The sequence below is a fragment of the Limnohabitans planktonicus II-D5 genome (genome assembly GCF_001270065.2).
Lineage (GTDB): Bacteria > Pseudomonadota > Gammaproteobacteria > Burkholderiales > Burkholderiaceae_C > Limnohabitans_A > Limnohabitans_A planktonicus.
Window position 1 is genome coordinate 22,176 of record NZ_LFYT02000021.1, and the last position, 23,415, is coordinate 45,590.

The 23,415-nt window shown below is 56.9% G+C and carries 20 protein-coding genes and 1 tRNA gene; 19 read left to right on the forward strand and 2 right to left on the reverse strand.

The genetic code is table 11. The features are described 5' to 3' along the window. Positions 1-87: 87 nt before the first annotated feature. Positions 88-1,233 carry a magnesium transporter CorA family protein gene (locus H663_RS34820; protein ID WP_053172842.1) on the reverse strand — a complete coding sequence of 382 codons (1,146 nt, stop codon included), beginning with the start codon at positions 1,231-1,233 and terminating at the stop codon, positions 88-90. 8 nt (positions 1,234-1,241) lie between these two features. After that, positions 1,242-2,246, reverse strand: a complete 1,005-nt coding sequence (gene hemB / locus H663_RS34825; RefSeq protein WP_053172840.1) for a porphobilinogen synthase — start codon at positions 2,244-2,246, stop codon at positions 1,242-1,244. Positions 2,247-2,255: 9 nt separating this feature from the next. Between hemB and H663_RS41660 the strand changes: the two genes are divergently transcribed. From H663_RS41660 to rpoC, 19 genes are all read left to right on the forward strand, one after another. Next, the gene (locus tag H663_RS41660) at positions 2,256-2,396 is read left to right on the forward strand and encodes a hypothetical protein (RefSeq protein WP_165803926.1); all 141 of its coding nucleotides are present in this window, start codon (positions 2,256-2,258) and stop codon (positions 2,394-2,396) included. A gap of 170 nt (positions 2,397-2,566) precedes the next feature. Beyond that, positions 2,567-2,995, forward strand: a complete 429-nt coding sequence (locus H663_RS34830; RefSeq protein ID WP_053173590.1) for a CopD family protein — start codon at positions 2,567-2,569, stop codon at positions 2,993-2,995. A gap of 13 nt (positions 2,996-3,008) precedes the next feature. Continuing rightward, positions 3,009-4,118 carry a VanZ family protein gene (locus H663_RS34835; protein ID WP_053172837.1) on the forward strand — a complete coding sequence of 370 codons (1,110 nt, stop codon included), beginning with the start codon at positions 3,009-3,011 and terminating at the stop codon, positions 4,116-4,118. A gap of 25 nt (positions 4,119-4,143) precedes the next feature. After that, a complete protein-coding gene (locus tag H663_RS34840) occupies positions 4,144-4,488 on the forward strand; it encodes a (2Fe-2S) ferredoxin domain-containing protein (protein WP_053172835.1) in 345 nt (114 codons plus the stop codon). Beyond that, the gene (locus tag H663_RS34845) at positions 4,488-5,114 is read left to right on the forward strand and encodes an alpha/beta hydrolase (RefSeq protein ID WP_053172834.1); all 627 of its coding nucleotides are present in this window, start codon (positions 4,488-4,490) and stop codon (positions 5,112-5,114) included. The genes H663_RS34840 and H663_RS34845 overlap by 1 nt, the downstream gene beginning before the upstream one ends. 50 nt (positions 5,115-5,164) lie before the next feature. Further along, positions 5,165-6,322, forward strand: a complete 1,158-nt coding sequence (locus H663_RS34850; RefSeq protein WP_053172832.1) for a D-alanyl-D-alanine carboxypeptidase family protein — start codon at positions 5,165-5,167, stop codon at positions 6,320-6,322. A 136-nt stretch (positions 6,323-6,458) separates the two neighbouring features. Beyond that, entirely contained in the window at positions 6,459-6,836 is a 378-nt protein-coding gene (gene rpsL, locus H663_RS34855) for a 30S ribosomal protein S12 (protein ID WP_011466063.1), read from the forward strand. A 165-nt stretch (positions 6,837-7,001) separates the two neighbouring features. Then, positions 7,002-7,472, forward strand: coding sequence for a 30S ribosomal protein S7 (rpsG, locus tag H663_RS34860; protein ID WP_053172830.1), 471 nt, complete (start codon positions 7,002-7,004; stop codon positions 7,470-7,472). Positions 7,473-7,571: 99 nt separating this feature from the next. Next, complete coding sequence (gene fusA / locus H663_RS34865; RefSeq protein WP_053172827.1) at positions 7,572-9,674, forward strand: elongation factor G; 2,103 nt, start codon at positions 7,572-7,574, stop codon at positions 9,672-9,674. Positions 9,675-9,854: 180 nt separating this feature from the next. Beyond that, positions 9,855-11,045, forward strand: coding sequence for an elongation factor Tu (gene tuf, locus H663_RS34870; RefSeq protein WP_053172825.1), 1,191 nt, complete (start codon positions 9,855-9,857; stop codon positions 11,043-11,045). Between the two features lie 11 nt (positions 11,046-11,056). Next, positions 11,057-11,132, forward strand: a tRNA-Trp gene (locus H663_RS34875). 98 nt (positions 11,133-11,230) lie between these two features. Next, positions 11,231-11,614, forward strand: coding sequence for a preprotein translocase subunit SecE (gene secE, locus H663_RS34880; protein ID WP_053172484.1), 384 nt, complete (start codon positions 11,231-11,233; stop codon positions 11,612-11,614). Beyond that, a complete protein-coding gene (gene nusG / locus H663_RS34885; RefSeq protein WP_053172482.1) occupies positions 11,614-12,195 on the forward strand; it encodes a transcription termination/antitermination protein NusG in 582 nt (193 codons plus the stop codon). The genes secE and nusG overlap by 1 nt, the downstream gene beginning before the upstream one ends. Before the next feature lie 118 nt (positions 12,196-12,313). After that, positions 12,314-12,745 (forward strand): 50S ribosomal protein L11, encoded by a 432-nt coding sequence (gene rplK, locus H663_RS34890; protein WP_019430860.1) that lies wholly within the window; start codon positions 12,314-12,316, stop codon positions 12,743-12,745. Then, complete coding sequence (gene rplA, locus H663_RS34895; protein ID WP_053172480.1) at positions 12,746-13,441, forward strand: 50S ribosomal protein L1; 696 nt, start codon at positions 12,746-12,748, stop codon at positions 13,439-13,441. Positions 13,442-13,747: 306 nt separating this feature from the next. Further along, positions 13,748-14,254, forward strand: coding sequence for a 50S ribosomal protein L10 (rplJ, locus tag H663_RS34900; RefSeq protein ID WP_053172478.1), 507 nt, complete (start codon positions 13,748-13,750; stop codon positions 14,252-14,254). Between the two features lie 40 nt (positions 14,255-14,294). After that, positions 14,295-14,669, forward strand: coding sequence for a 50S ribosomal protein L7/L12 (gene rplL / locus H663_RS34905; protein ID WP_053172477.1), 375 nt, complete (start codon positions 14,295-14,297; stop codon positions 14,667-14,669). 348 nt (positions 14,670-15,017) lie between these two features. Continuing rightward, positions 15,018-19,142 carry a DNA-directed RNA polymerase subunit beta gene (gene rpoB / locus H663_RS34910; protein ID WP_053172475.1) on the forward strand — a complete coding sequence of 1,375 codons (4,125 nt, stop codon included), beginning with the start codon at positions 15,018-15,020 and terminating at the stop codon, positions 19,140-19,142. Between the two features lie 23 nt (positions 19,143-19,165). Further along, complete coding sequence (gene rpoC / locus H663_RS34915) at positions 19,166-23,380, forward strand: DNA-directed RNA polymerase subunit beta' (protein WP_053172473.1); 4,215 nt, start codon at positions 19,166-19,168, stop codon at positions 23,378-23,380. Positions 23,381-23,415: the final 35 nt, after the last annotated feature.

Consider the following 23,415-nt stretch of genomic DNA (forward strand, 5'->3'; position numbering starts at 1 on the left):
GCGGTGGTCCGCAAACCATCGCTTGCAGGGCAAGCGCCTACAAAAAACCAACTCAGGCGCAGGCCTGAAGGAGGTCATTTGCCGGATTCACCCGCCTGTGCGGGCCAGGTAACGCTTGCGCCAGAAGATGATCCCCATCGCGATGGCGATGGCCCCCATGCTTCCCAGCGTCCACCAGAAGGCAGAAGCCTGGTGTAGCCAGGGGATGAACTCGAAGTTCATGCCGAAGATGCCTGCGATCAGGTTCAGCGGCAAGAAGATCGCGGTCAGCGCCGTCAGTGTGCGCATGATGTCGTTGGTGCGGTTGCCTTGCACATTGAAGTGCATCTGCACGGCCGTTTCGGTGTTGTGCTCCAGTCGGCGTACGTGTTGCACCACGCGGTCAATGTGTTCCAGCACGTCACGGCTGCGGATCTTGAGCAGTTCGTGTTCACGTTCGGACGTGCTGTTTTCCTCTATCCCCCAGGCGTCCAGTGATTCGGTCCAGCTTTGCATGGCCGTGTGCTGGTCTTCGCACAGGCCTTCGAGCTGGTGGAGCGCCAGGCGAGCGTGCAGCAGGGCGTCCCAGCGGTTAAAGCGTGTGCGAGGGTTGAGCAATTCGGCTTGCCAGTGGTCGAGCTGGCGGCTCAGTTCGCGGCGCAAATCGAGGTAGCCATCGACCATCTGGCTGATGATGCGCAGCATCATGTCTGCAGCGTTGTGAGGCACGCCGCGTGCGCCGGTGGAGCGCAGGTCTGCCGATTCCCCGGTTTGCGTGGCCGCTGGTGTGCTGGCCAGCAGGCGGCTGGCATAGGCCTCGCGCACGGCGCAGTCGGACGGGTGCACGCTCAGCAAGACGCGGTCAAAAACCACAAAACCTACCGGGCTGGTGTCGATGCGATGCAACACGGGGGGGCCAGGGCGCTTGCCGACTTGCAGCGGCAAGCCGTTGCTGGCGGTGGTGTTGGCATTGAGGGCGTTGTTGGGGCGCTGTGCGAGCCTGCGAAACACCAGCAGGTCATAGTGCGAGCTGTAGTCAAAGCGCGAGGGCAATTGCGCATTCAGCAGGTCCGAAACGTGCAGGTCAACCAAGGTCTGTCCCGTCAGCCGCTCCAGCGTGTTCTGGATTTGTGGCAGCTCGGTGCTGAAGCTGTCACGCGAACAGGCAATCCAGACGTAGCCGTCCTCCGGCAGCTGCTCAGGCAGCGCCAGCCCGGCATGAACTTGTGCGCCCGAGACGCTGAAAACCCGCATGGCGGGGCTCAGCCCTGGCGGATCAATCGGGCCGCGTCACGCGCAAAGTAAGTCAGCACCCCGTCTGCCCCGGCGCGTTTGAAGGCCAGCAGGCTTTCCATCATCACCAAGTCATGATCCAGCCAGCCGTTTTGCGCAGCGGCCTTGAGCATCGCGTATTCGCCCGACACCTGGTAGGCGAAGGTGGGCACCTTGAACTCGTCTTTGACGCGGCGCACGATGTCCAGATACGGCATGCCGGGCTTGACCATGACCATGTCGGCCCCTTCGGCCAGGTCCATGGCCACTTCGCGCAGGGCTTCGTCGCTGTTGCCGGGGTCCATCTGGTAGACCTTTTTGTTGCTCTTGCCCAGGTTGCTGGCAGAGCCGACCGCGTCGCGGAAGGGGCCGTAAAAGGCGCTGGCGTACTTGGCGCTGTAGGCCATGATGCGGGTGTGGATCAGGCCGCGCGCTTCGAGCGCCTGGCGGATTGCGCCGATGCGCCCGTCCATCATGTCGCTGGGTGCCACCATGTCCACGCCAGCTTCGGCTTGGGTCAGGGCTTGTTGCACCAGCACGGCGGTAGTTTCGTCGTTCAGGATGTAGCCGGTGTCGTCGAGCAGGCCGTCCTGGCCGTGGCTGGTGAAGGGGTCGAGCGCCACATCGGTCATCACGCCGAGTTCAGGAAAACGTTTTTTCAACTCGCGCACCACGCGGGGCACCAAGCCGTCCGGGTTTTTGGCTTCGCTGCCTGTGGGGTCTTTGAGTGAGGCATCGATCACCGGGAACAGGGCCATCACCGGGATGCCGAGCTTGACGCAGTCTTCGGCCACAGGCAGCAGCAGGTCCAGACTCAGGCGCTCCACCCCCGGCATGGAGGCGACCTGCTGGCGCTGGTTCTGGCCGTCCAACACGAACACCGGGTAAATCAGGTCATGCGGCGTGACCTGGTGTTCGCGCACCAGGTTGCGGGTGAATTCGTCACGGCGCAAGCGGCGTGGGCGACTGGAGGGGAAGGGGGCGACGGGGTTCATGAATAAATTGTGCCTGAACTTCAAAAAAATGAAATCGCGACAGTTGGCAAGACTGTCCTTTGGAGACTTTGCTTCATGTTGTTGCTGATTGAACCTGCTAAAAGACTTGAAAAAAATGAAAGTAGCCTTGTTATTGGTTTTGATATTTGATAAATTACAGACGGGCAGCTTGCTGCCTCCCGCTTTTCCTCCCTGAGCGGGCGCCTTGATGTGTGACAGCAAAAAGGCTTCCTGCCCCCGGCCTCTGGCTGGGGGTTTTTTTTGGTGCGTCCATCGCCGTGGCGACTGTGGGGCAGATCGTCCATGACTACACTTGCAGCATGCTCTGGATCAAAGCCCTTCACATCGTTTTCATCGCCAGCTGGTTCGCGGGCTTGTTTTACTTGCCGCGCATTTTTGTCAATCTGGCCATGGTGGCACCCGATTCGCAGGCAGAACGGGACCGCCTCTTGCTCATGGCTGGCAAGCTGTACCGCTTCATGACGATCCTGGCCGTGCCCGCTTTGGTGCTGGGCTTGTGGCTGTGGCTGGTCTATGGCATAGGCCGTGGCCCCGGGCAAGGCTGGATGCATGCCAAGCTGGCGCTGGTGGTGGCTTTGCTGGCCTATCACCACGGCTGTGGCGTGATCTTGCGCAAGTTCAGGGCGGGGCAGATGCAGCGCAGTCATGTCTGGTTTCGGTGGTTCAACGAGGCCCCTGTGTTGATGATGCTGGCGGTGGTGATTTTGGTGGTGGTCAAGCCTTTCTGAAGGCCCTGCGAGCATGTCAACCCAGCGTAAAACGGCCGCCTGGCCCTTGACCTGGATTTACGCGGTGCTGATCGTCTACGCCAGCCTGTACCCGTTTGACAACTGGCGTGTTCAAGGCATCGCGCCTTGGGCATTTTTGACCGCGCCATTGCCCCGTTATTGGACTGGTTTTGATGTCTTGTCGAATGTCCTGGGCTATGCCCCCTTTGGTTTTTTGCTGGCGCTGGCCGTGCACCGCACGCAGCGGCGCAGCTCGGCCGTTGCTCAGGCGACCTTGGCGGCGGCCGTTTTGTCGCTGTGTATGGAGTCGCTGCAACTGTTTTTACCGGTGCGTGTGCCCTCCAATGTGGATGCAGCGCTGAACATTGCCGGGGCGTGGGGGGGCGCGGTGTTGGCCCGGGGCCTGGAGTGGGTCGGCCTGATTGACCGCTGGAGCCGTTTTCGTGACCGCTGGTTTGTGCCAGACGCCAGTGACGCCCTGGTCCTGCTGGCAGTCTGGCCTTTGGCTTTGCTGTTTCCTGCGCCAGTGAGTTTTGGCCTCGGCCAAGTGCTCGAGCGTTTGGAGGCAGCCTTGGCCCATGGGCTGGAGGGCAGCCCGTGGATTGAATGGCTGCCTTTGCGCGAGGTGGAGTTGCAACCCCTTTTGCCGGTCAGTGAAATGTTGTGTGCGGCTATTGGTTTGCTGCTGCCGTGTTTGCTGGCCTTTGGTGTGTTGCGTCAGTGGCGGCAGCGCCTCATGGCAGCCTTGTGGGTGCTGGTGTTGGGCTTTGGCTTCAGTGCGCTGTCGGCAGCTTTGACCTACGGCCCGGCGCATGCCTGGGGCTGGGTGGGGCAAGAGGTGTTGGTGGGCTTGGTGGTGGCCACTGTCTGCATAGTGTTGCTGTCCTTTTGCACTGCCCGGGTGTGCTGGGTGATGGCCCTGGCGGCGCTGGTTTGGCAGTTGGCGCTGCTCAACAACGCTTCGGCCGATGCCTATTTTTCCCTGACGCTGCAAACCTGGGAGCAGGGGCGGTTCATCCGTTTTCACGGGCTGATCCAGTGGTTGGGCTGGCTGTGGCCCTATGCCTTGCTCGTGTATTTGGTGCGGCATTTGTCGGCATCGGGGCAGAGCCAAAACGCCTGAAAAGGGGCGGGCCTAAAATCTGGCCATGACCTCTGCAAATTCCACTTCCTATTTCAAGCGCCACATCTTTTTTTGCCTGAACGAGCGCAAAAACAACGAAGCCTGTTGCGCCCAGCACAACGCACAAGCGGCTTTTGACCGCTGCAAAACCCGGGTCAAGGAACTCGGACTGGCAGGCCCGGGTCAGGTGCGGGTCAATAAGGCGGGCTGTCTGGACCGCTGTTCGGGGGGGCCTGTGGCGGTGGTCTACCCTGAAGGCGTTTGGTACACCTACGTGGACCAAACAGATATTGATGAAATTGTTGAATCACATTTGCAAAACGGACAGGTGGTGGAGCGACTGGTGACGCCAGAACATTTGGGGCGCTGATGAATGCTGCAACCCAATCTTTCATGCTGCAGGGCGCCTCGGGGGTCATTGAGGCTTTGCGCGATGCGCCCGCAGAGGGCGATGTGCGTGGCACTGCAGTCATCGCTCACCCGCATCCCCTGTTTGGCGGCAGCATGCAAAACAAGGTGGTGCAGACCTTGGCGCGGGCTTTTGTGCAGTGTGGCTGGCAGGCGATCCGATTCAATTTCCGGGGCGTGGGTGCCAGTGCAGGCCGTTATGACGAGGGCCGTGGTGAGGCGGCCGACATGCTGGCCCTGATTGAGCAGGTGGTGCCACAGGGGCCGATTGCGCTGGCGGGCTTTTCATTTGGTGCCTTTGTCACCAGCCATGTGGCCCAGGCTTTGGGTGATGCGCGAAGGCCTGAAAAACTGGTGTTGGTGGGCACGGCGGCTTCGCGTTTTGCGGTAGCGCCCATCGCCAGCGAATTGCATGAGCGCACGTTGGTGCTGCATGGTGAACAAGACGATACGGTGCCGCTGTCCAGCGTGATGGACTGGGCAAGGCCTCAGACCTTGCCGATCACGGTGATTCCGGGTGTGGAACACTTCTTTCACGGACAATTGCCGCTCCTCAAAGCCTTGGTGATGCGTCACCTGAGTGCCTGAATCCTTTGGCTGTTTGCCCTCAAGGGCTGGTCCTGTCACGAATGTCATTCATGAAACGAATTTTTCAAACCCTGGCGTCATCACTGCTGGTGGTCATTTCCTTGCACGTCCAGGCGCAGATGCCGCAGCCCCCTGAAATGGCCGCCAAGGCCTATTTGCTGATGGATGTGACGGCCAACCAAGTGCTCGCCGCCAAGGACCCGGACATGGCGGTAGAACCCGCCTCGCTGACCAAGCTGATGACGGCCTATTTGGTGTTTGATGCCCTCAAATCCCGCAAGATCAATTTGACTCAGACCCTTCCCGTGTCCGAGCGTGCCTGGAAGATGCCGGGATCGCGCATGTTCATCGACCCCAAAATGATGGTGCCGGTGGAAGACCTGATCAAGGGCATGATTGTTCAGTCGGGTAATGACGCAACAGTGGCTTTGGCTGAAGGCGTGGGGGGCAGCGTTGAGCGTTTTGTGCAGATGATGAATGACCAGGCCAAAGCCTTGGGCATGAAAAGCACCGGCTACAAGAATCCTGAAGGACTCACCGCTGCAGGACACATGACAACGGCGCGTGATCTGGCCACCCTGGCCACCCGTTTGATGCGTGATTTTCCGGAATACATTCCTTACTACGCCATCAAGAAATACCGCTATACGGGCACCCCAGCTGCTAACGACAGCAACCGCAACTTGCTGTTGTTCCGTGACTCGACGGTGGATGGGCTCAAGACCGGCCACACCGATGCCGCCGGATACTGCCTGGTGGCCACAGCCAAGCGGGATTTTCCACACGTGGGCACACGTCGATTGCTGAGCATCGTGCTGGGTACCAGCAGCGAAAATGCCAGGGCCAATGAAAGCCAAAAGCTTCTGAACTGGGGTTACACCGCGTTTGATGCCGTCAAGCTCTTTGACCCGGGCCAAGCTGTGGCGACACCTGCTGTCTGGAAAGGCCAGTCACCTGTTTTGAAGCTGGGTGCATTTCGCCCCTTGGTGGTGGCCATTCCTGCAGGAAGCGCCGCGCAAATCAAGACCCAGGTGGTGCGGCCTGAACCTCTGGTGGCGCCATTTACCAAGGGCCAGCTGGTGGGGGCCCTGAAAATTTCGCAGGGCGAGCAAGCCCTGTTTGAAGTGCCTTTGCTGGTGCTTGAATCCGTCGAGCAGGCGGGGATTTTGGGCCGTGCTTGGGATACTGTTCGCTTGTGGATCAAATGAGCGCCAGAGCTTCTATTTCTTAAATTGTGGATAACTTGTCACAAGTCTGCCGGGCGGTTATACTGGCAGGCTTTTCCGCTTTTGGGGCGGGGAAGTTTCTTTTGTCTAAATTCAACGTTTAGGGACGTTACAAACAATGCCAACCATCAATCAATTGGTGCGTCAGGGGCGCGAGGTCGAAACGATCAAGTCCAAAAGCCCTGCGATGCAAAACTCTCCACAGCGTCGTGGTGTCTGCACCCGTGTGTACACCACAACGCCAAAAAAACCTAACTCCGCTCTGCGTAAAGTTGCCAAAGTGCGCTTGACCAACGGTTTTGAGGTCATCTCCTACATCGGCGGTGAAGGCCACAACCTGCAAGAGCACTCTGTTGTTCTGGTGCGCGGTGGTCGTGTCAAGGACTTGCCCGGTGTGCGTTACCACATCGTGCGTGGTTCTTTGGACTTGCAAGGCGTGAAAGACCGCAAGCAGTCTCGCTCCAAGTACGGCGCGAAGAAGCCAAAGGCCAAGTAAGCCCTGTCGGGTTGAAATTTTTCGGTGCTGTTTCCCGCGTGGCGCGGTGATTCAGCGAAGTGACCCGAAGCCAGGAATTGTCCGGGTGGGTCGAGTAAGTGAGCCGTTTTGAATAACGCTCGCGGTGTCTGAAAAGATGCCAACTGAAGCAATATGAGGTGAAATATGCCACGTCGTCGCGAAGTCCCTAAACGTGAAATCCTGCCGGATCCCAAGTTCGGCAATGTCGAGTTGTCCAAATTCATGAACGTGATCATGGAAGGCGGCAAAAAAGCTGTCGCAGAACGCATCATTTACGGAGCTCTGGACACCATGGAAAAGAAAACTGGCAAAGACCCTGTCGAGTTGTTCTCGATTGCCATCAACAACGTCAAGCCCATGGTGGAAGTGAAATCCCGCCGCGTGGGTGGTGCGAACTACCAGGTGCCTGTTGAAGTGCGCCCTGTTCGTCGCCTGGCCCTGTCGATGCGCTGGATCAAGGAAGCCGCTCGCAAGCGCGGTGAAAAGTCGATGGCCCTGCGCTTGGCCAACGAACTGCTCGAAGCCAACGAAGGCCGTGGCGGTGCCATGAAAAAGCGTGACGAAGTTCACCGCATGGCCGAAGCCAACAAGGCGTTCTCGCACTTCCGCTTCTGATTCACAAAGGCTTCACAAGCAAGCCCGACACTGTCAGAAGCCGGCCCGCTGGCCCCATGAGGGGTGGCGGGCTTTGGTACATCATCATTGGAGAAAATTATGGCTCGCACCACCCCCATCGAGCGTTATCGCAACATTGGTATTTCGGCCCACATCGACGCCGGCAAGACCACGACCACAGAACGTATCCTGTTTTACACCGGCGTGAACCACAAAATTGGTGAAGTGCACGACGGCGCTGCCACCATGGATTGGATGGAGCAAGAGCAAGAGCGTGGCATCACGATCACCTCGGCTGCCACCACCTGCTTCTGGAAAGGCATGGACGGCTCTTTCGACGAGCACCGCATCAACATCATTGACACCCCTGGACACGTGGACTTCACGATTGAAGTTGAGCGTTCCATGCGTGTTCTGGACGGCGCTTGCATGGTGTACTGCGCTGTGGGCGGTGTGCAGCCCCAGTCTGAAACCGTGTGGCGTCAGGCCAACAAGTACAAAGTGCCACGTCTGGCCTTCGTGAACAAGATGGACCGCACCGGTGCCAACTTCTTCAAAGTTGTCGAGCAGATGAAATTGCGCCTGAAGGCCAATCCTGTGCCCGTGGTGATCCCCATCGGCGCTGAAGAAAACTTCACTGGCGTGGTTGATCTGCGCAAGATGAAAGCCATCATCTGGGACGAAGCTTCCCAGGGCATGAAATTCAACTTCGAAGAGATCCCCGCTGACTTGGTGGCAACCGCCAACGAGTGGCGCGAAAAGATGGTGGAAGCCGCTGCTGAAGCCTCTGAAGACCTGATGAACAAGTATCTGGAAGAAGGTACTTTGTCCGAAGAAGAAATCACACACGGTCTGCGTCTGCGCACCATCGCTGGCGAGATCCAGCCTATGCTGTGCGGCACTGCGTTCAAGAACAAAGGCGTGCAACGCATGCTGGACGCCGTGATCGAGTTGATGCCTTCTCCTTTGGACGTGAAAGCCATCAAGGGCTTTGACGAAGACGAAAAGGAAATCACCCGCAAGGCCGATGATGACGAGAAGTTTGCGGCTTTGGCATTCAAGCTGATGACAGATCCTTTCGTGGGTCAGCTGACCTTCGTGCGCGTTTACTCAGGTGTTCTGAAAAAAGGCGATACCGTTTACAACGCGGTGCGTGGCAAGAAAGAGCGTATTGGCCGTATCGTGCAGATGCATGCCAACAACCGTGAAGAAGTCGACGAAATCCGTGCGGGCGACATTGCCGCTTGCGTGGGCTTGAAAGACGTGACCACGGGTGAGACCTTGTGTGATCCGAACTCGGTGATCACCTTGGAGCGCATGGTGTTCCCTGACTCCGTGATCCGTCAGGCGGTGGAGCCTAAATCCAAAGCCGATCAGGAAAAAATGGGCATGGCCTTGTCGCGCCTTGCTGCGGAAGATCCATCATTCCGTGTGCAGACCGACGAAGAATCCGGTCAGACCATCATTGGCGGCCAAGGCGAACTGCACCTGGAAATCATTGTGGACCGCATGAAGCGTGAATTCGGTGTGGAAGCCAACGTGGGCAAGCCCCAAGTGGCTTACCGCGAAACCATCCGCAAGACCGTCGAAGAAGCCGAAGGCAAGTTCGTGCGTCAGTCCGGTGGTAAAGGTCAATACGGCCACGTGGTTCTGAAGGTTGAGCCTCAGGAACCTGGCAAGGGTTTCGAATTCGTTGACGCCATCAAGGGCGGTGTGGTTCCTCGTGAATACATCCCTGCAGTGGAAAAAGGCGTGATCGAAGCTCTGGGTCAAGGCGTGTTGGCGGGTTACCCCGTCGTGGACGTCAAAGTCACGCTGCACTTCGGTTCGTACCACGACGTGGACTCGAACGAAATGGCCTTCAAGATGGCCGCCATCTTTGGTTTCAAAGAAGGTTGCCGCAAAGCCCAGCCCGTGATTCTGGAGCCCATGATGGCTGTGGAAGTCGAGACACCCGAAGACTACGCCGGTAACGTGATGGGCGACTTGTCCTCACGCCGTGGCATGGTGCAGGGCATGGACGACATGGTCGGTGGCGGCAAGGCCATCAAGGCCGAAGTGCCTTTGTCCGAAATGTTCGGTTACTCGACCACACTGCGTTCGATGTCGCAAGGTCGTGCCACCTACACCATGGAATTCAAGCACTACTCGGAAGCTCCGCGCAACGTGGCGGAAGCCATTGTCGCTGCACGCGCCAAGTGACGTTGTGCGTTAGGCGCTCTGCGTTCAGCGTGAATTCGTCGCTGAACTCTGGACGCTCAACGCCGAACTGAAAAAACTGTCTGCGATCAAGTGCCATTCTGTGCCCGTGCGGAGTGATCAAGCAACCTGATGCAAACATTAAACCAACACACGGGCATTGCTCTTTTTAAGGATTGAAAAATGGCTAAAGAAAAATTCGAACGGACCAAACCCCACGTCAACGTGGGCACCATCGGTCACGTTGACCACGGCAAAACCACCTTGACTGCCGCTATCACGACTGTGTTGGCTCAAAAGTTCGGCGGTTCGGCCAAAGCGTACGACCAGATCGACGCTGCACCCGAAGAAAAAGCCCGTGGTATCACGATCAACACCGCGCACGTTGAGTACGAGACGGCTAACCGTCACTACGCCCACGTGGACTGCCCCGGCCACGCTGACTATGTGAAGAACATGATCACCGGTGCTGCCCAGATGGACGGCGCTATTTTGGTGTGCTCCGCTGCTGACGGCCCCATGCCTCAGACCCGCGAGCACATCTTGTTGGCCCGCCAGGTTGGCGTTCCATACATCATCGTGTTCCTGAACAAGTGCGACATGGTTGACGACGCCGAGCTGCTCGAGTTGGTCGAGATGGAAGTGCGTGAGTTGTTGTCCAAGTACGACTTCCCAGGCGACGACACACCGATCATCCAAGGCTCAGCCAAGATGGCCCTGGAAGGCGACAAAGGTCCTTTGGGCGAAGAAGCCATCATGAAGCTGGCTGACGCTTTGGACACTTACATCCCTACACCTGAGCGTGCAGTGGACGGCGCATTCCTGATGCCCGTGGAAGACGTGTTCTCCATCTCCGGTCGCGGCACTGTGGTGACCGGCCGTATCGAGCGCGGTATCGTCAAAGTCGGCGAAGAAATCGAAATCGTCGGTATCAAAGACACGGTCAAGACCACTTGCACAGGCGTTGAGATGTTCCGCAAGCTGCTGGACCAAGGTCAAGCTGGTGACAACGTCGGTATTTTGTTGCGTGGCACCAAGCGCGAAGACGTTGAGCGCGGCCAAGTGCTGTGCAAGCCAGGTTCGATCAAGCCCCACACCCACTTCACGGGCGAGATCTATGTCTTGTCCAAAGACGAAGGTGGCCGTCACACGCCTTTCTTCAACAACTACCGTCCCCAGTTCTACTTCCGTACGACTGACGTGACCGGTGCGATCGAATTGCCAGAAGGCAAAGAGATGGTGATGCCTGGTGACAACGTGTCGATCACTGTGAAGTTGATCAACCCCATCGCCATGGAAGAAGGTCTGCGTTTCGCTATCCGCGAAGGCGGCCGCACGGTTGGCGCTGGCGTGGTTGCCAAGATCATCGCTTAAGAGGTTTTTTTAGGGGTATAGCTCAATTGGCAGAGCGTCGGTCTCCAAAACCGAAGGTTGTAGGTTCGATTCCTACTGCCCCTGCCACCTGAAAGGTGGATTTTCAAGCCCGCTAGACTCTAGCGGGCTTCCTTGTCTGATACGCCGCCATCATTGATGGGGTGAAACAAAGGTTTTCAAGCCGTATGGCAACGTCCGAAGTTCAAACTGTTAGCGCTACAAGCGACAAGGTGCGTCTGGTTCTTGCTGGTGCATTGGTCATTGCTGCCTTGGCTGCCTATTATTTGTTGGCTCAACAAGGTGTTTGGGCTCAATGGGCCGGAATGCTGCTGGGGCTGGCGGCTTCATCGGTGGCGTTTTTCACATCGGAATCCGGAAGACAGTTGATCGCTTTCGGACGTGATGCTGTGCGTGAAGTCAAAAAGGTGGTTTGGCCTGAGCGCAAAGAGGCCATGCAAATTACCGCGTATGTTTTTGTCTTTGTGGTGGTGATGGCGCTGTTTTTGTGGCTCACTGACAAAACTCTGGAATGGGTTTTTTACGATCTTATTCTTGGGTGGAAAAAATAATGAACGATATTGTGGTCAATGCGCCTATGGCAGGTTCCTCCACGAATCCAGATTTGAAGTGGTATGTGGTCCACGCTTATTCGGGCATGGAAAAAGCCGTGGAGCGCAATATTGTGGAGCGCATTACACGTTCAGGCATGGAGTCCAAGTTCGGGCGCATTTTGGTGCCCACCGAAGAGGTGGTAGAAGTCAAGAACGGCCAAAAGCGAACAACAGAACGCAAATTTTTCCCAGGCTATGTGCTGGTGGAAATGGTGATGGACGACGAGACTTGGCATTTGGTCAAACATACCAACAAGGTCACGGGATTTGTGGGGGGTGCCAAAAACAGACCTGCCCCGATTTCAGAAGCAGATGTGGCCAAAATCGTCAGCCAAATGCAAGAAGGGACAGACAAGCCGCGTCATAAAGTGGAGTTTGAAGTCGGTGAATACATCCGCGTCAAGGAAGGCCCATTCACCGACTTCAATGGCACGGTTGAAGAAGTCAACTACGAACGAAACAAGATGCGCGTGTCAGTCACGATTTTTGGGCGTGCAACACCGGTTGAGTTGGAATTCAGTCAGGTCGAAAAAACCTGATCAATCAAACAAACGAAGCACTTCCCGACTCGGTGTTCGTTTCTGAAAAAAGAGTCGTTAACCCCGGGAAGCAGATGGTTCAACGAACCTAAGCGTTAATACCCGCAAGGAGAAAAGCATGGCGAAAAAAATCGTCGGCTTCATCAAGCTGCAAGTGCCAGCTGGTAAAGCCAACCCATCACCACCTATTGGCCCAGCACTGGGTCAACGTGGTTTGAACATCATGGAATTCTGCAAGGCGTTCAACGCCCAGACCCAGGGCGTGGAGCCAGGTCTGCCATTGCCAGTGGTGATCACTGCGTTTGCAGACAAGTCCTTCACCTTCATCATCAAGACGCCTCCTGCAGCGACCCTGATCAAGAAGTCCATCAAGATCGACAAGGCTTCGACAAAGCCAGGCTTGGAAAAGGTCGGCAAGATCACCCGTGCTCAGCTGGAAGAAATCGCCAAAACCAAGATGAAAGATCTGACTGCAGCCGACATGGACGCAGCCGTTCGCACCATCGCTGGTACTGCCCGTTCCATGGGCGTGAATGTGGAGGGCGTGTAAATGTCCAAACTCACTAAAAAACAAAAAGCATTGGTTGGCAAAGTCGACAGTCTGAAACTGTACGCTTTGGCTGACGCTTTGGTCATGGTCAAAGAGTGCGCCACTGCCAAGTTTGACGAATCCATCGACGTGGCCGTGCAACTCGGTATTGATGCCAAGAAATCGGATCAAGTCGTTCGTGGTGCAGTTGTGTTGCCTAATGGCACTGGTAAAACTGCCCGCGTGGCGGTGTTCGCTCAGGGTGCCAAAGCTGAAGAAGCCCGTGCTGCAGGTGCAGATATTGTCGGAATGGATGATTTGGCTGCCATGGTCAAAGCAGGCGATATGCCCTTCGATGTGGTGATTGCTGCGCCTGATGCCATGCGTGTGGTCGGTACTTTGGGTCAAATCTTGGGTCCTCGTGGTCTGATGCCAAACCCCAAAGTCGGAACAGTGACGCCTGACGTTGCCACTGCTGTGCGCAACGCCAAAGCCGGTCAAGTCCAATTCCGCGTTGACAAAGCCGGTATTGTTCACGGCACCATCGGACGTCGTTCATTCGACACGGACAAGTTGCAAGGCAACTTGGCAGCATTGATCGAGGCCTTGGTGAAGGCCAAGCCAGCCACAAGCAAAGGTGTTTACCTGCGTAAAGTCGCTGTGTCATCGACCATGGGTGTGGGCGTTCGCGTCGACACACAATCCATCGCTGCTTGATGGCATCAATGAAGTTCCCTGCTGCCCTGAGCATTAACCAGGGGGCTTGGAACTGAAATTTGAGCCTCTTCATAAAGAGGGGCTCGATGTGGTGGGCTGGAGTATTTGCAAAAATGCGCCAGGCCATCCAAGACCGTTGGTGCACGCAATGCTGTGCTTAATCAACAAATTGACCGATGAAATGGTCAGTTTGGGCCAACGCAGATGGCGATCCCGCTGCGGATGGATGAATTTCCAAAACAGTTGGTCGCTGCAAATAGGCGTGTTTCAGGGGTAACCCGAAAAACACATACAAAGGAGTAGACCTTGAGTCTGAATCGCAGTGAGAAAGAAGCGGTCATTACAGAAGTGACCGACCTCGCCGCTAAAGCTCAAACGCTGGTGATGGCGGAATACCGTGGCATCACGGTCGCTGACATGACAAACTTGCGCGTCAAAGCTCGCAGCCTTGGCGTTTCGCTGAGTGTGTTGAAAAACACCTTGGCTCGCCGTGCTGTGGCCGGTACGCAGTTTGAAGTAGTCGCCGACCAGATGACCGGTCCGCTGATCTATGGCTTCTCTGAAGATGCAGTTGCTGCCGCGAAAGTGGTGGCGGAATTCGCGAAAACCAATGACAAATTGGTGATTCGCGCAGGTGCATTTGCAGGTAAAGCCTTGGACGTGAACGGCGTTAAGCAGCTGGCAAGCATCCCTTCGAAAGAAGTTTTGTTGGCTCAGTTGTGTGGCTTGTTGATGTCGCCGATGTCCCGCACCGCCGTGGTGTTGGGTGCTTTGGCGGCCAAAAAAGGCGAAGGCGAAGCTGTAGCCGCATAAGGCCAGCATTCGTGTTTTAACCAATTGTTAGGAAATAAAAATGGCATTCGATAAAGACGCATTTTTGACCGCGCTGGACAGCATGACGGTCATGGAACTCAACGACCTGGTGAAAGCCATCGAAGAGAAATTTGGTGTGAGCGCTGCCGCTATGGCTGCTCCCGCTGCTGCTGGTGGCGGTGCCGCTGCTGCTGCTGAAGAGAAAACTGAATTCAACGTCATGTTGCTGGAAGCTGGCGCCAACAAAGTGTCCGTGATTAAAGCTGTGCGTGAAATCACCGGTCTGGGCTTGAAAGAAGCCAAAGACCTGGTGGACGGCGCGCCTAAAGCAGTCAAGGAAGCCTTGCCCAAGGCTGACGCTGAAGCTGCCAAGAAGAAGCTCGAAGAAGCTGGCGCCAAGGCCGAACTCAAGTAATTCGGTCTCTGTCCAAGGCTGGAGTGTCCGCAAGGGCCTCCAGCCTTTGGTGCTTACAGAGCCCACAGAAAAATCCGCATCAACTGCAGATTTTTATGTGTTGAGGTGAAACACCGGAAAGTGGATTTCAACAAGTCTGCTTTCCAGTATTTAGCGAAACACCGGAAAGTGGATTTCAACAAGTCTGCTTTCCAGTGTTTTCTGACCCGACTGCAGAAGACCCTTGGTTCGGGTTGCGTGCAATGCGCAATCGTCCGCCAACGCTGGTAGAGGCCAGCCGCCAAGCCCGTTATCAATGCCAAAAGCGTTGATAACACTCAGTCCTGAAAGATCAAGCCCGGAGATCTCATGGCCTATTCATACACCGAACGCAAGCGAATCCGCAAAAGTTTCGGAAGCCGCGAAAGCGTGCTCGAAGTTCCTTACCTGCTGCAAATGCAAAAAGACGCTTATACGTCGTTCTTGCAAGCAGGCGTTGTTTCATCCAAGAGGACGCACGAAGGTCTGCAAGCCGCATTTGAATCGGCATTCCCCATCGTGTCCCACAATGGTTTTGTGGAGATGAAATTTGTCGAGTACAACCTGGCCAAACCCGCGTTTGATGTGCGCGAATGCCAAACACGTGGACTGACCTTCTCGTCGGCTGTGCGTGCGCGTGTTCAGCTCATCATTTACGACCGTGATTCTTCGACCTCACAAAACAAAGTGGTCAAGGAAGTCAAAGAGCAAGAAGTCTACATGGGCGAAGTGCCTTTGATGACCGACAAAGGCTCCTTCATCATCAACGGTACCGAGCGCGTGATCGTGTCTCAGTTGCACCGTTCGCCAGGCGTGTTCTTTGAACATGACAAGGGAAAAACCCACAGCTCGGGCAAACTGTTGTTTTCTGCCAGGATCATCCCTTACCGTGGTTCATGGCTCGACTTCGAATTCGATCCTAAAGACATCCTGTACTTCCGCGTTGACCGCCGTCGCAAGATGCCTGTGTCGATCTTGCTCAAGGCCATCGGCCTGAACCCCGAATCGATCCTGGCGAACTTCTTCGTCAACGACACTTTCCGCCTGATGGACAGCGGTGCACAAATGGAATTTGTGGCTGAACGACTGCGTGGTGAAGTGGCTCGCTTCGACATCACCGACAAAGCTGGCAAAGTCGTGGTGGCCAAGGACAAGCGCATCACAGCACGCCATACGCGTGAACTCGAGCAATCGGGCACCACGCACATCAGCGTGCCTGAGGACTTCCTGATCGGCCGCGTGGTCGCCCGCAACATCGTGGACGGCGACACAGGCGAAATCATCACCAAGCCCAACGAAGAGCTGACTGAAGCCTTGTTGAAAAAGCTGCGTTCTTCTGGTGTGCAGGACCTGCCTTGTATCTACACGAACGAACTCGACCAGGGCGCGTACATTTCGCAAACCCTGCGCATTGACGAGACCGTGGACGAATTCGCAGCTCGCGTGGCCATTTACCGCATGATGCGCCCAGGCGAGCCGCCAACCGAAGACGCTGTTCAGGCCCTTTTCCAGCGCCTGTTCTACAACCCCGACACTTACGATCTGTCGCGTGTGGGTCGCATGAAGTTCAACGCCCGTGTTGGTCGCAGTGAGTCCACTGGGCCAATGGTGTTGACCAACGAAGACATCTTGGCTGTGGTCAAAATCCTGGTGGATTTGCGTAACGGCAATGGCGAAGTCGATGACATCGACCACTTGGGCAACCGCCGCGTGCGTTGCGTGGGCGAGTTGGCCGAAAACCAGTACCGCACCGGTCTGGCGCGTATCGAAAAAGCTGTCAAAGAGCGTTTGGGCCAGGCCGAGCAAGAGCCGCTGATGCCGCATGACCTGATCAACTCCAAGCCGATTTCTGCGGCCTTGAAAGAGTTCTTTGGTGCCTCGCAGCTGTCGCAGTTCATGGACCAGACCAACCCTCTGGCCGAGATCACCCACAAGCGCCGCGTGTCGGCACTTGGCCCAGGTGGTTTGACCCGCGAACGCGCAGGCTTTGAAGTGCGTGACGTGCACGTGACCCACTACGGCCGCGTGTGCCCGATTGAAACGCCTGAAGGCCCGAACATTGGCCTGATCAACTCGCTGGCTTTGTACGCCCGTCTGAACGAGTACGGTTTCATTGAAACCCCGTACCGCCGCGTGGTGGACGGCAAGGTCACGATGGACATCGATTACCTGTCGGCCATCGAAGAAGGCAAGTACGTCATCGCCCAGGCCAACGCCACTTTGGACAAAGACGGCAAGCTGACTGGCGACCTCGTGTCTGCCCGTGAAAAAGGCGAATCCATTTTGTGCGGTGCTGAACGCATCCAGTACATGGACGTGTCGCCTGCGCAGATTGTCTCAGTGGCGGCCTCTTTGGTGCCATTCCTCGAGCACGACGATGCCAACCGCGCATTGATGGGTGCCAACATGTCGCGTCAGGCGGTTCCTGTGCTGCGCCCCGAAAAGCCCATGGTCGGAACCGGCATCGAGCGCGTTGCAGCGGTCGACTCCGGCACCGTGGTCACCGCCACCCGCGGCGGTATCGTGGACTATGTGGACGCGACCCGTATCGTGATCCGCGTGAACGACGCAGAAGCTTTGGCCGGCGAAGTGGGTGTGGACATCTACAACCTGATCAAGTACCAGCGTTCCAACCAGAACACCAACATCCACCAGCGCCCCATCGTCAAGCGTGGAGACAAACTGGCCAAGGGTGACGTGATTGCCGACGGCGCATCGACCGACCTGGGCGAAATCGCCATCGGTCAGAACATGCTGATCGCCTTCATGCCTTGGAACGGCTACAACTTCGAAGATTCGATTTTGATCAGCGAGCGCGTGGTGGCCGAAGACCGCTACACCTCGATCCACATCGAAGAACTCGTGGTCATGGCCCGTGACACCAAGTTGGGCGCCGAAGAAATTTCGCGCGACATCCCGAACCTGTCCGAGCAGCAACTGGGGCGTCTGGACGACTCCGGCATCATCTACGTGGGCGCCGAAGTGCAGCCCGGCGATGTGCTGGTGGGCAAGGTCACCCCTAAAGGCGAGACCACCCTCACGCCTGAAGAAAAACTGCTGCGCGCCATCTTCGGCGAAAAAGCCAGCGATGTGAAAGACACCTCGCTGCGCGTGGACCAGGGCTCGCAAGGCACTGTGATCGACGTGCAGGTCTTCACCCGTGAAGGCATCGTTCGCGACAAGCGTGCACAGCAGATCATCGACGATGAACTCAAGCGTTTCCGCTTGGATTTGAACGACCAGCTGCGCATTGTGGAAGCCGACGCATTTGACCGTATCGAGAAGTTGCTGGTGGGCCGCGTGGCCAACGGTGGCCCTCAGAAATTGGCCAAAGGCACCAAGATCGACAAGGCCTACATGGAGTCGGTCGAGAAATTCCACTGGTTCGACATTCGTCCAGCGGAAGACGACGTGGCCATGCAACTCGAGTCCATCAAGAACTCGCTGGAGCAAACCCGCCACAGCTTTGACTTGTCGTTTGAAGAAAAGCGCAAAAAGCTCACCCAAGGCGACGAGTTGCCCGCAGGCGTGCTCAAGATGGTCAAGGTCTATCTGGCCGTCAAGCGTCGCTTGCAGCCAGGTGACAAGATGGCCGGCCGTCACGGTAACAAAGGTGTGGTCTCAAAAATAGTGCCGGTCGAAGACATGCCTTACATGGCCGATGGCACCCCCGCCGACATCGTGCTGAACCCGCTGGGCGTGCCATCGCGCATGAACGTGGGTCAGGTGCTCGAAGTTCACCTGGGCTGGGCCGGAAAAGGCATTGGTCATCGCATTGGCAACATGTTGCAGGCAGAAACCCAGCGCTTGGAAAAAATCGCCGAACTGCGCACGCTGTTCGAGCAGCTTTACAACAGCTTGGGCCGAAAAGAAGACCTGTCGCAATTGTCCGATGATGAAGTACTGGCCATGGCCGAGAACCTCAAAGAGGGTTTCCCCTTCGCGTCACCCGTATTTGATGGCGCAGCCGAAGAGGAAATCAGAGCCATGTTGCACCTGGCTTACCCTGATGACCTGGCCAAGGCCAAGGGCCTGACCGCCACACGCACTCAAGCCAATTTGTTTGACGGCCGCACAGGCGACGCTTTTGACCGTCCAACAACAATCGGTTACATGCATTACCTGAAGTTGCACCACTTGGTCGACGACAAGATGCACGCCCGTTCGACGGGGCCATACAGCTTGGTCACTCAGCAGCCGCTGGGTGGTAAGGCGCAGTTCGGTGGTCAGCGTTTTGGTGAGATGGAAGTGTGGGCGCTGGAAGCTTATGGTGCCTCTTACGTGTTGCAAGAGATGCTCACCGTCAAATCCGACGACGTGCAAGGCCGTACCAAGGTGTACGAGAGCATCGTCAAAGGCGAACACTCCATCGAAGCGGGCATGCCCGAGTCGTTCAACGTGCTGGTCAAGGAAATCCGTTCGCTGGGCCTTGACATCGAGCTCGAGCGTTCTTAATTCACAGGCAAAGGATTCAAACCATGAAATCACTACTCGACCTGTTCAAGCAGTTCACGCCCGATGACCACTTCGATGCGATCCGCATCGGCCTGGCATCGCCCGAAAAGATCCGTTCTTGGTCGTTCGGCGAAGTGAAAAAGCCGGAAACCATCAACTACCGTACCTTCAAGCCCGAGCGCGATGGTCTGTTTTGCGCCAAAATCTTTGGCCCCATCAAAGACTACGAATGCCTGTGCGGCAAGTACAAGCGCCTCAAGCACCGCGGTGTGATCTGCGAGAAGTGCGGCGTTGAAGTCACACAAACCAAAGTGCGTCGCGAGCGCATGGGTCACATTGACCTGGCCGCGCCTTGCGCCCACATCTGGTTCCTCAAGTCGCTGCCATCACGTCTGGGCCTGGTGCTCGACATGACGTTGCGTGACATCGAGCGCGTGCTCTACTTTGAAGCCTATGTGGTGACCGACCCGGGCATGACGCCGCTGAAAAAATTCAGCATCATGTCTGAAGATGATTACGACGCCAAGGTCAAGGAATACGGCGACGAGTTCGTGGCCAAGATGGGTGCTGAAGGCATCAAGGAACTGCTCCAAGGCATCGACATCGAAAGCGAGATCGAACGCCTGCGTGGTGACTTGACGGGCTCCGAACTCAAGGTCAAGAAGAACTCCAAGCGCCTGAAAGTGCTGGAAGCCTTCAAGAAGTCGGGCATCAAGCCCGAGTGGATGGTGCTCGAAGTGCTGCCCGTGTTGCCACCGGACCTGCGTCCCTTGGTGCCGCTGGACGGCGGTCGTTTTGCAACATCCGACCTGAACGACCTGTACCGCCGCGTCATCAACCGCAACAGCCGTCTGCGCCGTTTGCTGGAACTCAAAGCGCCAGAGATCATCGCCCGCAACGAAAAGCGCATGCTTCAAGAGGCCGTGGACAGCTTGCTGGACAACGGACGTCGTGGCAAGGCTATGACCGGAGCCAACAAGCGCGCCCTCAAGTCGCTGGCCGACATGATCAAAGGCAAGAGCGGTCGTTTCCGTCAGAACTTGCTGGGCAAGCGCGTGGATTACTCGGGTCGTTCCGTCATCACCGTGGGCCCAACCCTCAAGCTGCACCAGTGCGGTTTGCCCAAGTTGATGGCCATTGAACTGTTCAAACCCTTCATCTTTGCGCGTCTCGAAGCCATGGGCATCGCGACCACCATCAAGGCTGCCAAGAAGGAAGTCGAAGCCGGTACACCGGTGGTGTGGGACATCTTGGAAGAGGTCATCAAAGAGCACCCCGTGATGCTCAACCGTGCGCCTACGCTGCACCGTTTGGGTATCCAGGCTTTTGAGCCCCTGCTGATCGAAGGCAAGGCCATTCAGCTGCACCCCCTGGTTTGCGCGGCCTTCAACGCCGACTTCGACGGTGACCAAATGGCTGTGCACATTCCACTGTCGGTGGAAGCGCAGATGGAAGCGCGCACACTCATGCTGGCCTCCAACAACATCTTGTTCCCCGCGTCGGGTGAGCCCTCCATCGTCCCGTCGCAAGACGTGGTGCTGGGTTTGTACTACGCCACACGTGACCGCATCAACGCCAAGGGTGAAGGCTTGATCTTCTCCGACATCGGTGAAGTGCAGCGCGCTTTGGACGCCGGTGCCGTGGAGTTGTCCGCCAAGATCAATGTGCGTATGACCGAGTGGACCAAAGACAAAGTGACCGGTGAATTCACTTCATCCGTGTCCATGGTTGAAACAACCGTGGGACGTGCTTTGTTGTCCGAGATCCTTCCCAAGGGTCTGCCATTCAGTAACCTGAACAAGGCGCTGAAGAAGAAGGAAATCTCCAAGCTGATCAACACGTCTTTCCGCAAGTGCGGTCTGAAAGAGACTGTGGTGTTCGCCGACAAACTGCTGCAAAACGGTTTCCGTCTGGCCACACGCGCTGGTATCTCGATCGGTATTGACGACATGTTGGTGCCGCCTGAGAAGCCAGCCATCATTGAAGCGGCCGAGAAGGAAGTCAAAGACATCGAGCAGCAATACGTTTCCGGTCTGGTGACCGCAGGCGAGCGCTACAACAAGGTCGTTGACATCTGGGGCAAGGCCGGTGACGTCGTCTCCAAAGTGATGATGGACCAGCTGCGCAAAGAAAAAACCATTGACCGCCATGGCAATGAAGTCGATCAGGAATCGTTCAACTCGATTTACATGATGGCCGACTCCGGTGCCCGTGGTTCTGCGGCGCAGATTCGCCAGTTGGCCGGTATGCGTGGCCTGATGGCCAAGCCCGACGGCTCGATCATCGAGACCCCCATCACGGCCAACTTCCGTGAAGGTCTGAACGTGTTGCAGTACTTCATCTCGACACACGGCGCACGTAAAGGTTTGGCCGACACGGCTTTGAAGACCGCCAACTCGGGTTACCTGACCCGCCGTCTGGTGGACGTGACTCAAGACCTGGTCGTGACCGAGCTCGATTGCGGCACCGCCGATGGCTCGCTGATGCGCGCCATCGTCGAAGGTGGTGAAGTGATCGAATCGCTGCGCGACCGCGTGTTGGGCCGCACGGTGGCCGAAGATGTCTTGCACCCTGAAAACCGGTCGGTGTTGGCTGGGTCCGGCGTCATGCTCGACGAAGACTTGATCGACGAACTTGAAGCTGCGGGCGTTGACGAAGTCAAAGTGCGCACTGCCCTGACGTGTGCCACACGTTTTGGCTTGTGCGCCAAGTGCTATGGCCGCGACCTGGGCCGTGGCGGTTTGGTCAACAACGGCGAAGCCGTAGGCGTGATCGCGGCCCAGTCGATTGGTGAGCCTGGCACACAGCTGACCATGCGCACATTCCACATCGGTGGTGCGGCCTCGCGTGCAGCAGTGGCCTCCAGTGTGGAAGCCAAGTCCAACGGCACCATCGGCTTCAATGCCACGATGCGTTACGTGACCAACTCCAAGGGTGAACTGGTGGTGATTGCGCGCTCCGGCGAGATCGTCATCACCGAACACGGCCGGGAGCGTGAGCGCCACAAAGTGCCTTATGGTGCGATCCTGTCCATCAAAGCTGACCAGACCATCAAGGCTGGCACCATCTTGGCCAACTGGGATCCGTTGACCCGTCCGATCATCACCGAATTTGCTGGCCAGGTGAAATTCGAAAACGTCGAAGAAGGCCTCACCGTGGCCAAACAGGTCGACGAAGTGACCGGTCTGTCCACCCTGGTGGTGATCGATCCCAAGCGTCGTGGTGCGGCCAAAGTGGTGCGTCCACAGGTCAAACTGATCGACGCCGCGGGCAAGGAAGTCAAGATTCCCGGCACTGACCACTCGGTGACGATTGGCTTCCAGATCGGCGCTTTGATTCAGGTGCGTGACGGCATGGATGTCGGTCCTGGCGAAGTGCTGGCGCGTATCCCTGTGGAAGGTCAAAAGACCCGAGACATCACCGGCGGTCTGCCCCGCGTGGCTGAACTGTTCGAAGCCCGCTCGCCTAAGGATAAAGGCATGCTGGCCGAAATCACGGGTACCGTGTCCTTCGGCAAGGAAACCAAAGGCAAGGTCCGCTTGCAGATCACCGACCCTGAAGGCAAGGTCTGGGATGAACTGATCCCCAAAGAGAAGAACATCCTGGTGCACGAAGGCCAGGTGGTCAACAAGGGCGAGAGCATTGTGGACGGCCCCGCCGACCCACAAGACATCTTGCGTCTCTTGGGCATCGAAGAGCTGGCCCGTTACATCGTCGACGAAGTGCAGGACGTGTACCGCCTGCAAGGCGTGAAGATCAACGACAAGCACATCGAAGTGATTGTTCGTCAGATGCTGCGCCGTGTGGTGGTGGAGAACTCTGGTGACTCCAACTACATCGCTGGTGAACAGGTGGAGCGCTCCGAAATGCTCAACACCAATGACGCCCTGCAAGCTGATGGCAAGATCCCTGCGACTTACAGCAACTTGTTGCTGGGTATCACCAAGGCGTCCTTGTCGACCGATTCGTTCATCTCGGCTGCTTCCTTCCAGGAGACGACCCGTGTGCTGACCGAAGCGGCCATCATGGGCAAGCGCGACGAGCTGCGTGGCCTGAAGGAAAACGTGATCGTCGGTCGCTTGATTCCTGCTGGAACCGGTTTGGCTTATCACCAAGCGCGCAAAGTCAAGGATGCGATGGACGACGCCGAGCGCCGCGCCATTGCAGACGCTGAAGCTGCAGATTTGGCGGGTTCCTCGGTGCAAGAAGCTGTCTCGGATGCAGGCGAGTCTGCCTGAGCCATGACATCGCCGATCCGTCGGTGATCTTGATC

Excerpts from the sequence above, each read along its gene's own strand:
- H663_RS34820 (WP_053172842.1), bottom strand. The coding sequence starts at position 1,233 with ATGCGGGTTTTCAGCGTCTCGGGCGCACAAGTTCATGCCGGGCTGGCG.
- hemB (WP_053172840.1), bottom strand. The coding sequence starts at position 2,246 with ATGAACCCCGTCGCCCCCTTCCCCTCCAGTCGCCCACGCCGCTTGCGC.
- H663_RS34830 (WP_053173590.1), top strand. The coding sequence starts at position 2,567 with ATGCTCTGGATCAAAGCCCTTCACATCGTTTTCATCGCCAGCTGGTTC.
- H663_RS34835 (WP_053172837.1), top strand. The coding sequence starts at position 3,009 with ATGTCAACCCAGCGTAAAACGGCCGCCTGGCCCTTGACCTGGATTTAC.
- H663_RS34840 (WP_053172835.1), top strand. The coding sequence starts at position 4,144 with ATGACCTCTGCAAATTCCACTTCCTATTTCAAGCGCCACATCTTTTTT.
- H663_RS34845 (WP_053172834.1), top strand. The coding sequence starts at position 4,488 with ATGAATGCTGCAACCCAATCTTTCATGCTGCAGGGCGCCTCGGGGGTC.
- H663_RS34850 (WP_053172832.1), top strand. The coding sequence starts at position 5,165 with ATGAAACGAATTTTTCAAACCCTGGCGTCATCACTGCTGGTGGTCATT.
- rpsL (WP_011466063.1), top strand. The coding sequence starts at position 6,459 with ATGCCAACCATCAATCAATTGGTGCGTCAGGGGCGCGAGGTCGAAACG.
- rpsG (WP_053172830.1), top strand. The coding sequence starts at position 7,002 with ATGCCACGTCGTCGCGAAGTCCCTAAACGTGAAATCCTGCCGGATCCC.
- fusA (WP_053172827.1), top strand. The coding sequence starts at position 7,572 with ATGGCTCGCACCACCCCCATCGAGCGTTATCGCAACATTGGTATTTCG.
- tuf (WP_053172825.1), top strand. The coding sequence starts at position 9,855 with ATGGCTAAAGAAAAATTCGAACGGACCAAACCCCACGTCAACGTGGGC.
- secE (WP_053172484.1), top strand. The coding sequence starts at position 11,231 with ATGGCAACGTCCGAAGTTCAAACTGTTAGCGCTACAAGCGACAAGGTG.
- nusG (WP_053172482.1), top strand. The coding sequence starts at position 11,614 with ATGAACGATATTGTGGTCAATGCGCCTATGGCAGGTTCCTCCACGAAT.
- rplK (WP_019430860.1), top strand. The coding sequence starts at position 12,314 with ATGGCGAAAAAAATCGTCGGCTTCATCAAGCTGCAAGTGCCAGCTGGT.
- rplA (WP_053172480.1), top strand. The coding sequence starts at position 12,746 with ATGTCCAAACTCACTAAAAAACAAAAAGCATTGGTTGGCAAAGTCGAC.
- rplL (WP_053172477.1), top strand. The coding sequence starts at position 14,295 with ATGGCATTCGATAAAGACGCATTTTTGACCGCGCTGGACAGCATGACG.
- rpoB (WP_053172475.1), top strand. The coding sequence starts at position 15,018 with ATGGCCTATTCATACACCGAACGCAAGCGAATCCGCAAAAGTTTCGGA.
- rpoC (WP_053172473.1), top strand. The coding sequence starts at position 19,166 with ATGAAATCACTACTCGACCTGTTCAAGCAGTTCACGCCCGATGACCAC.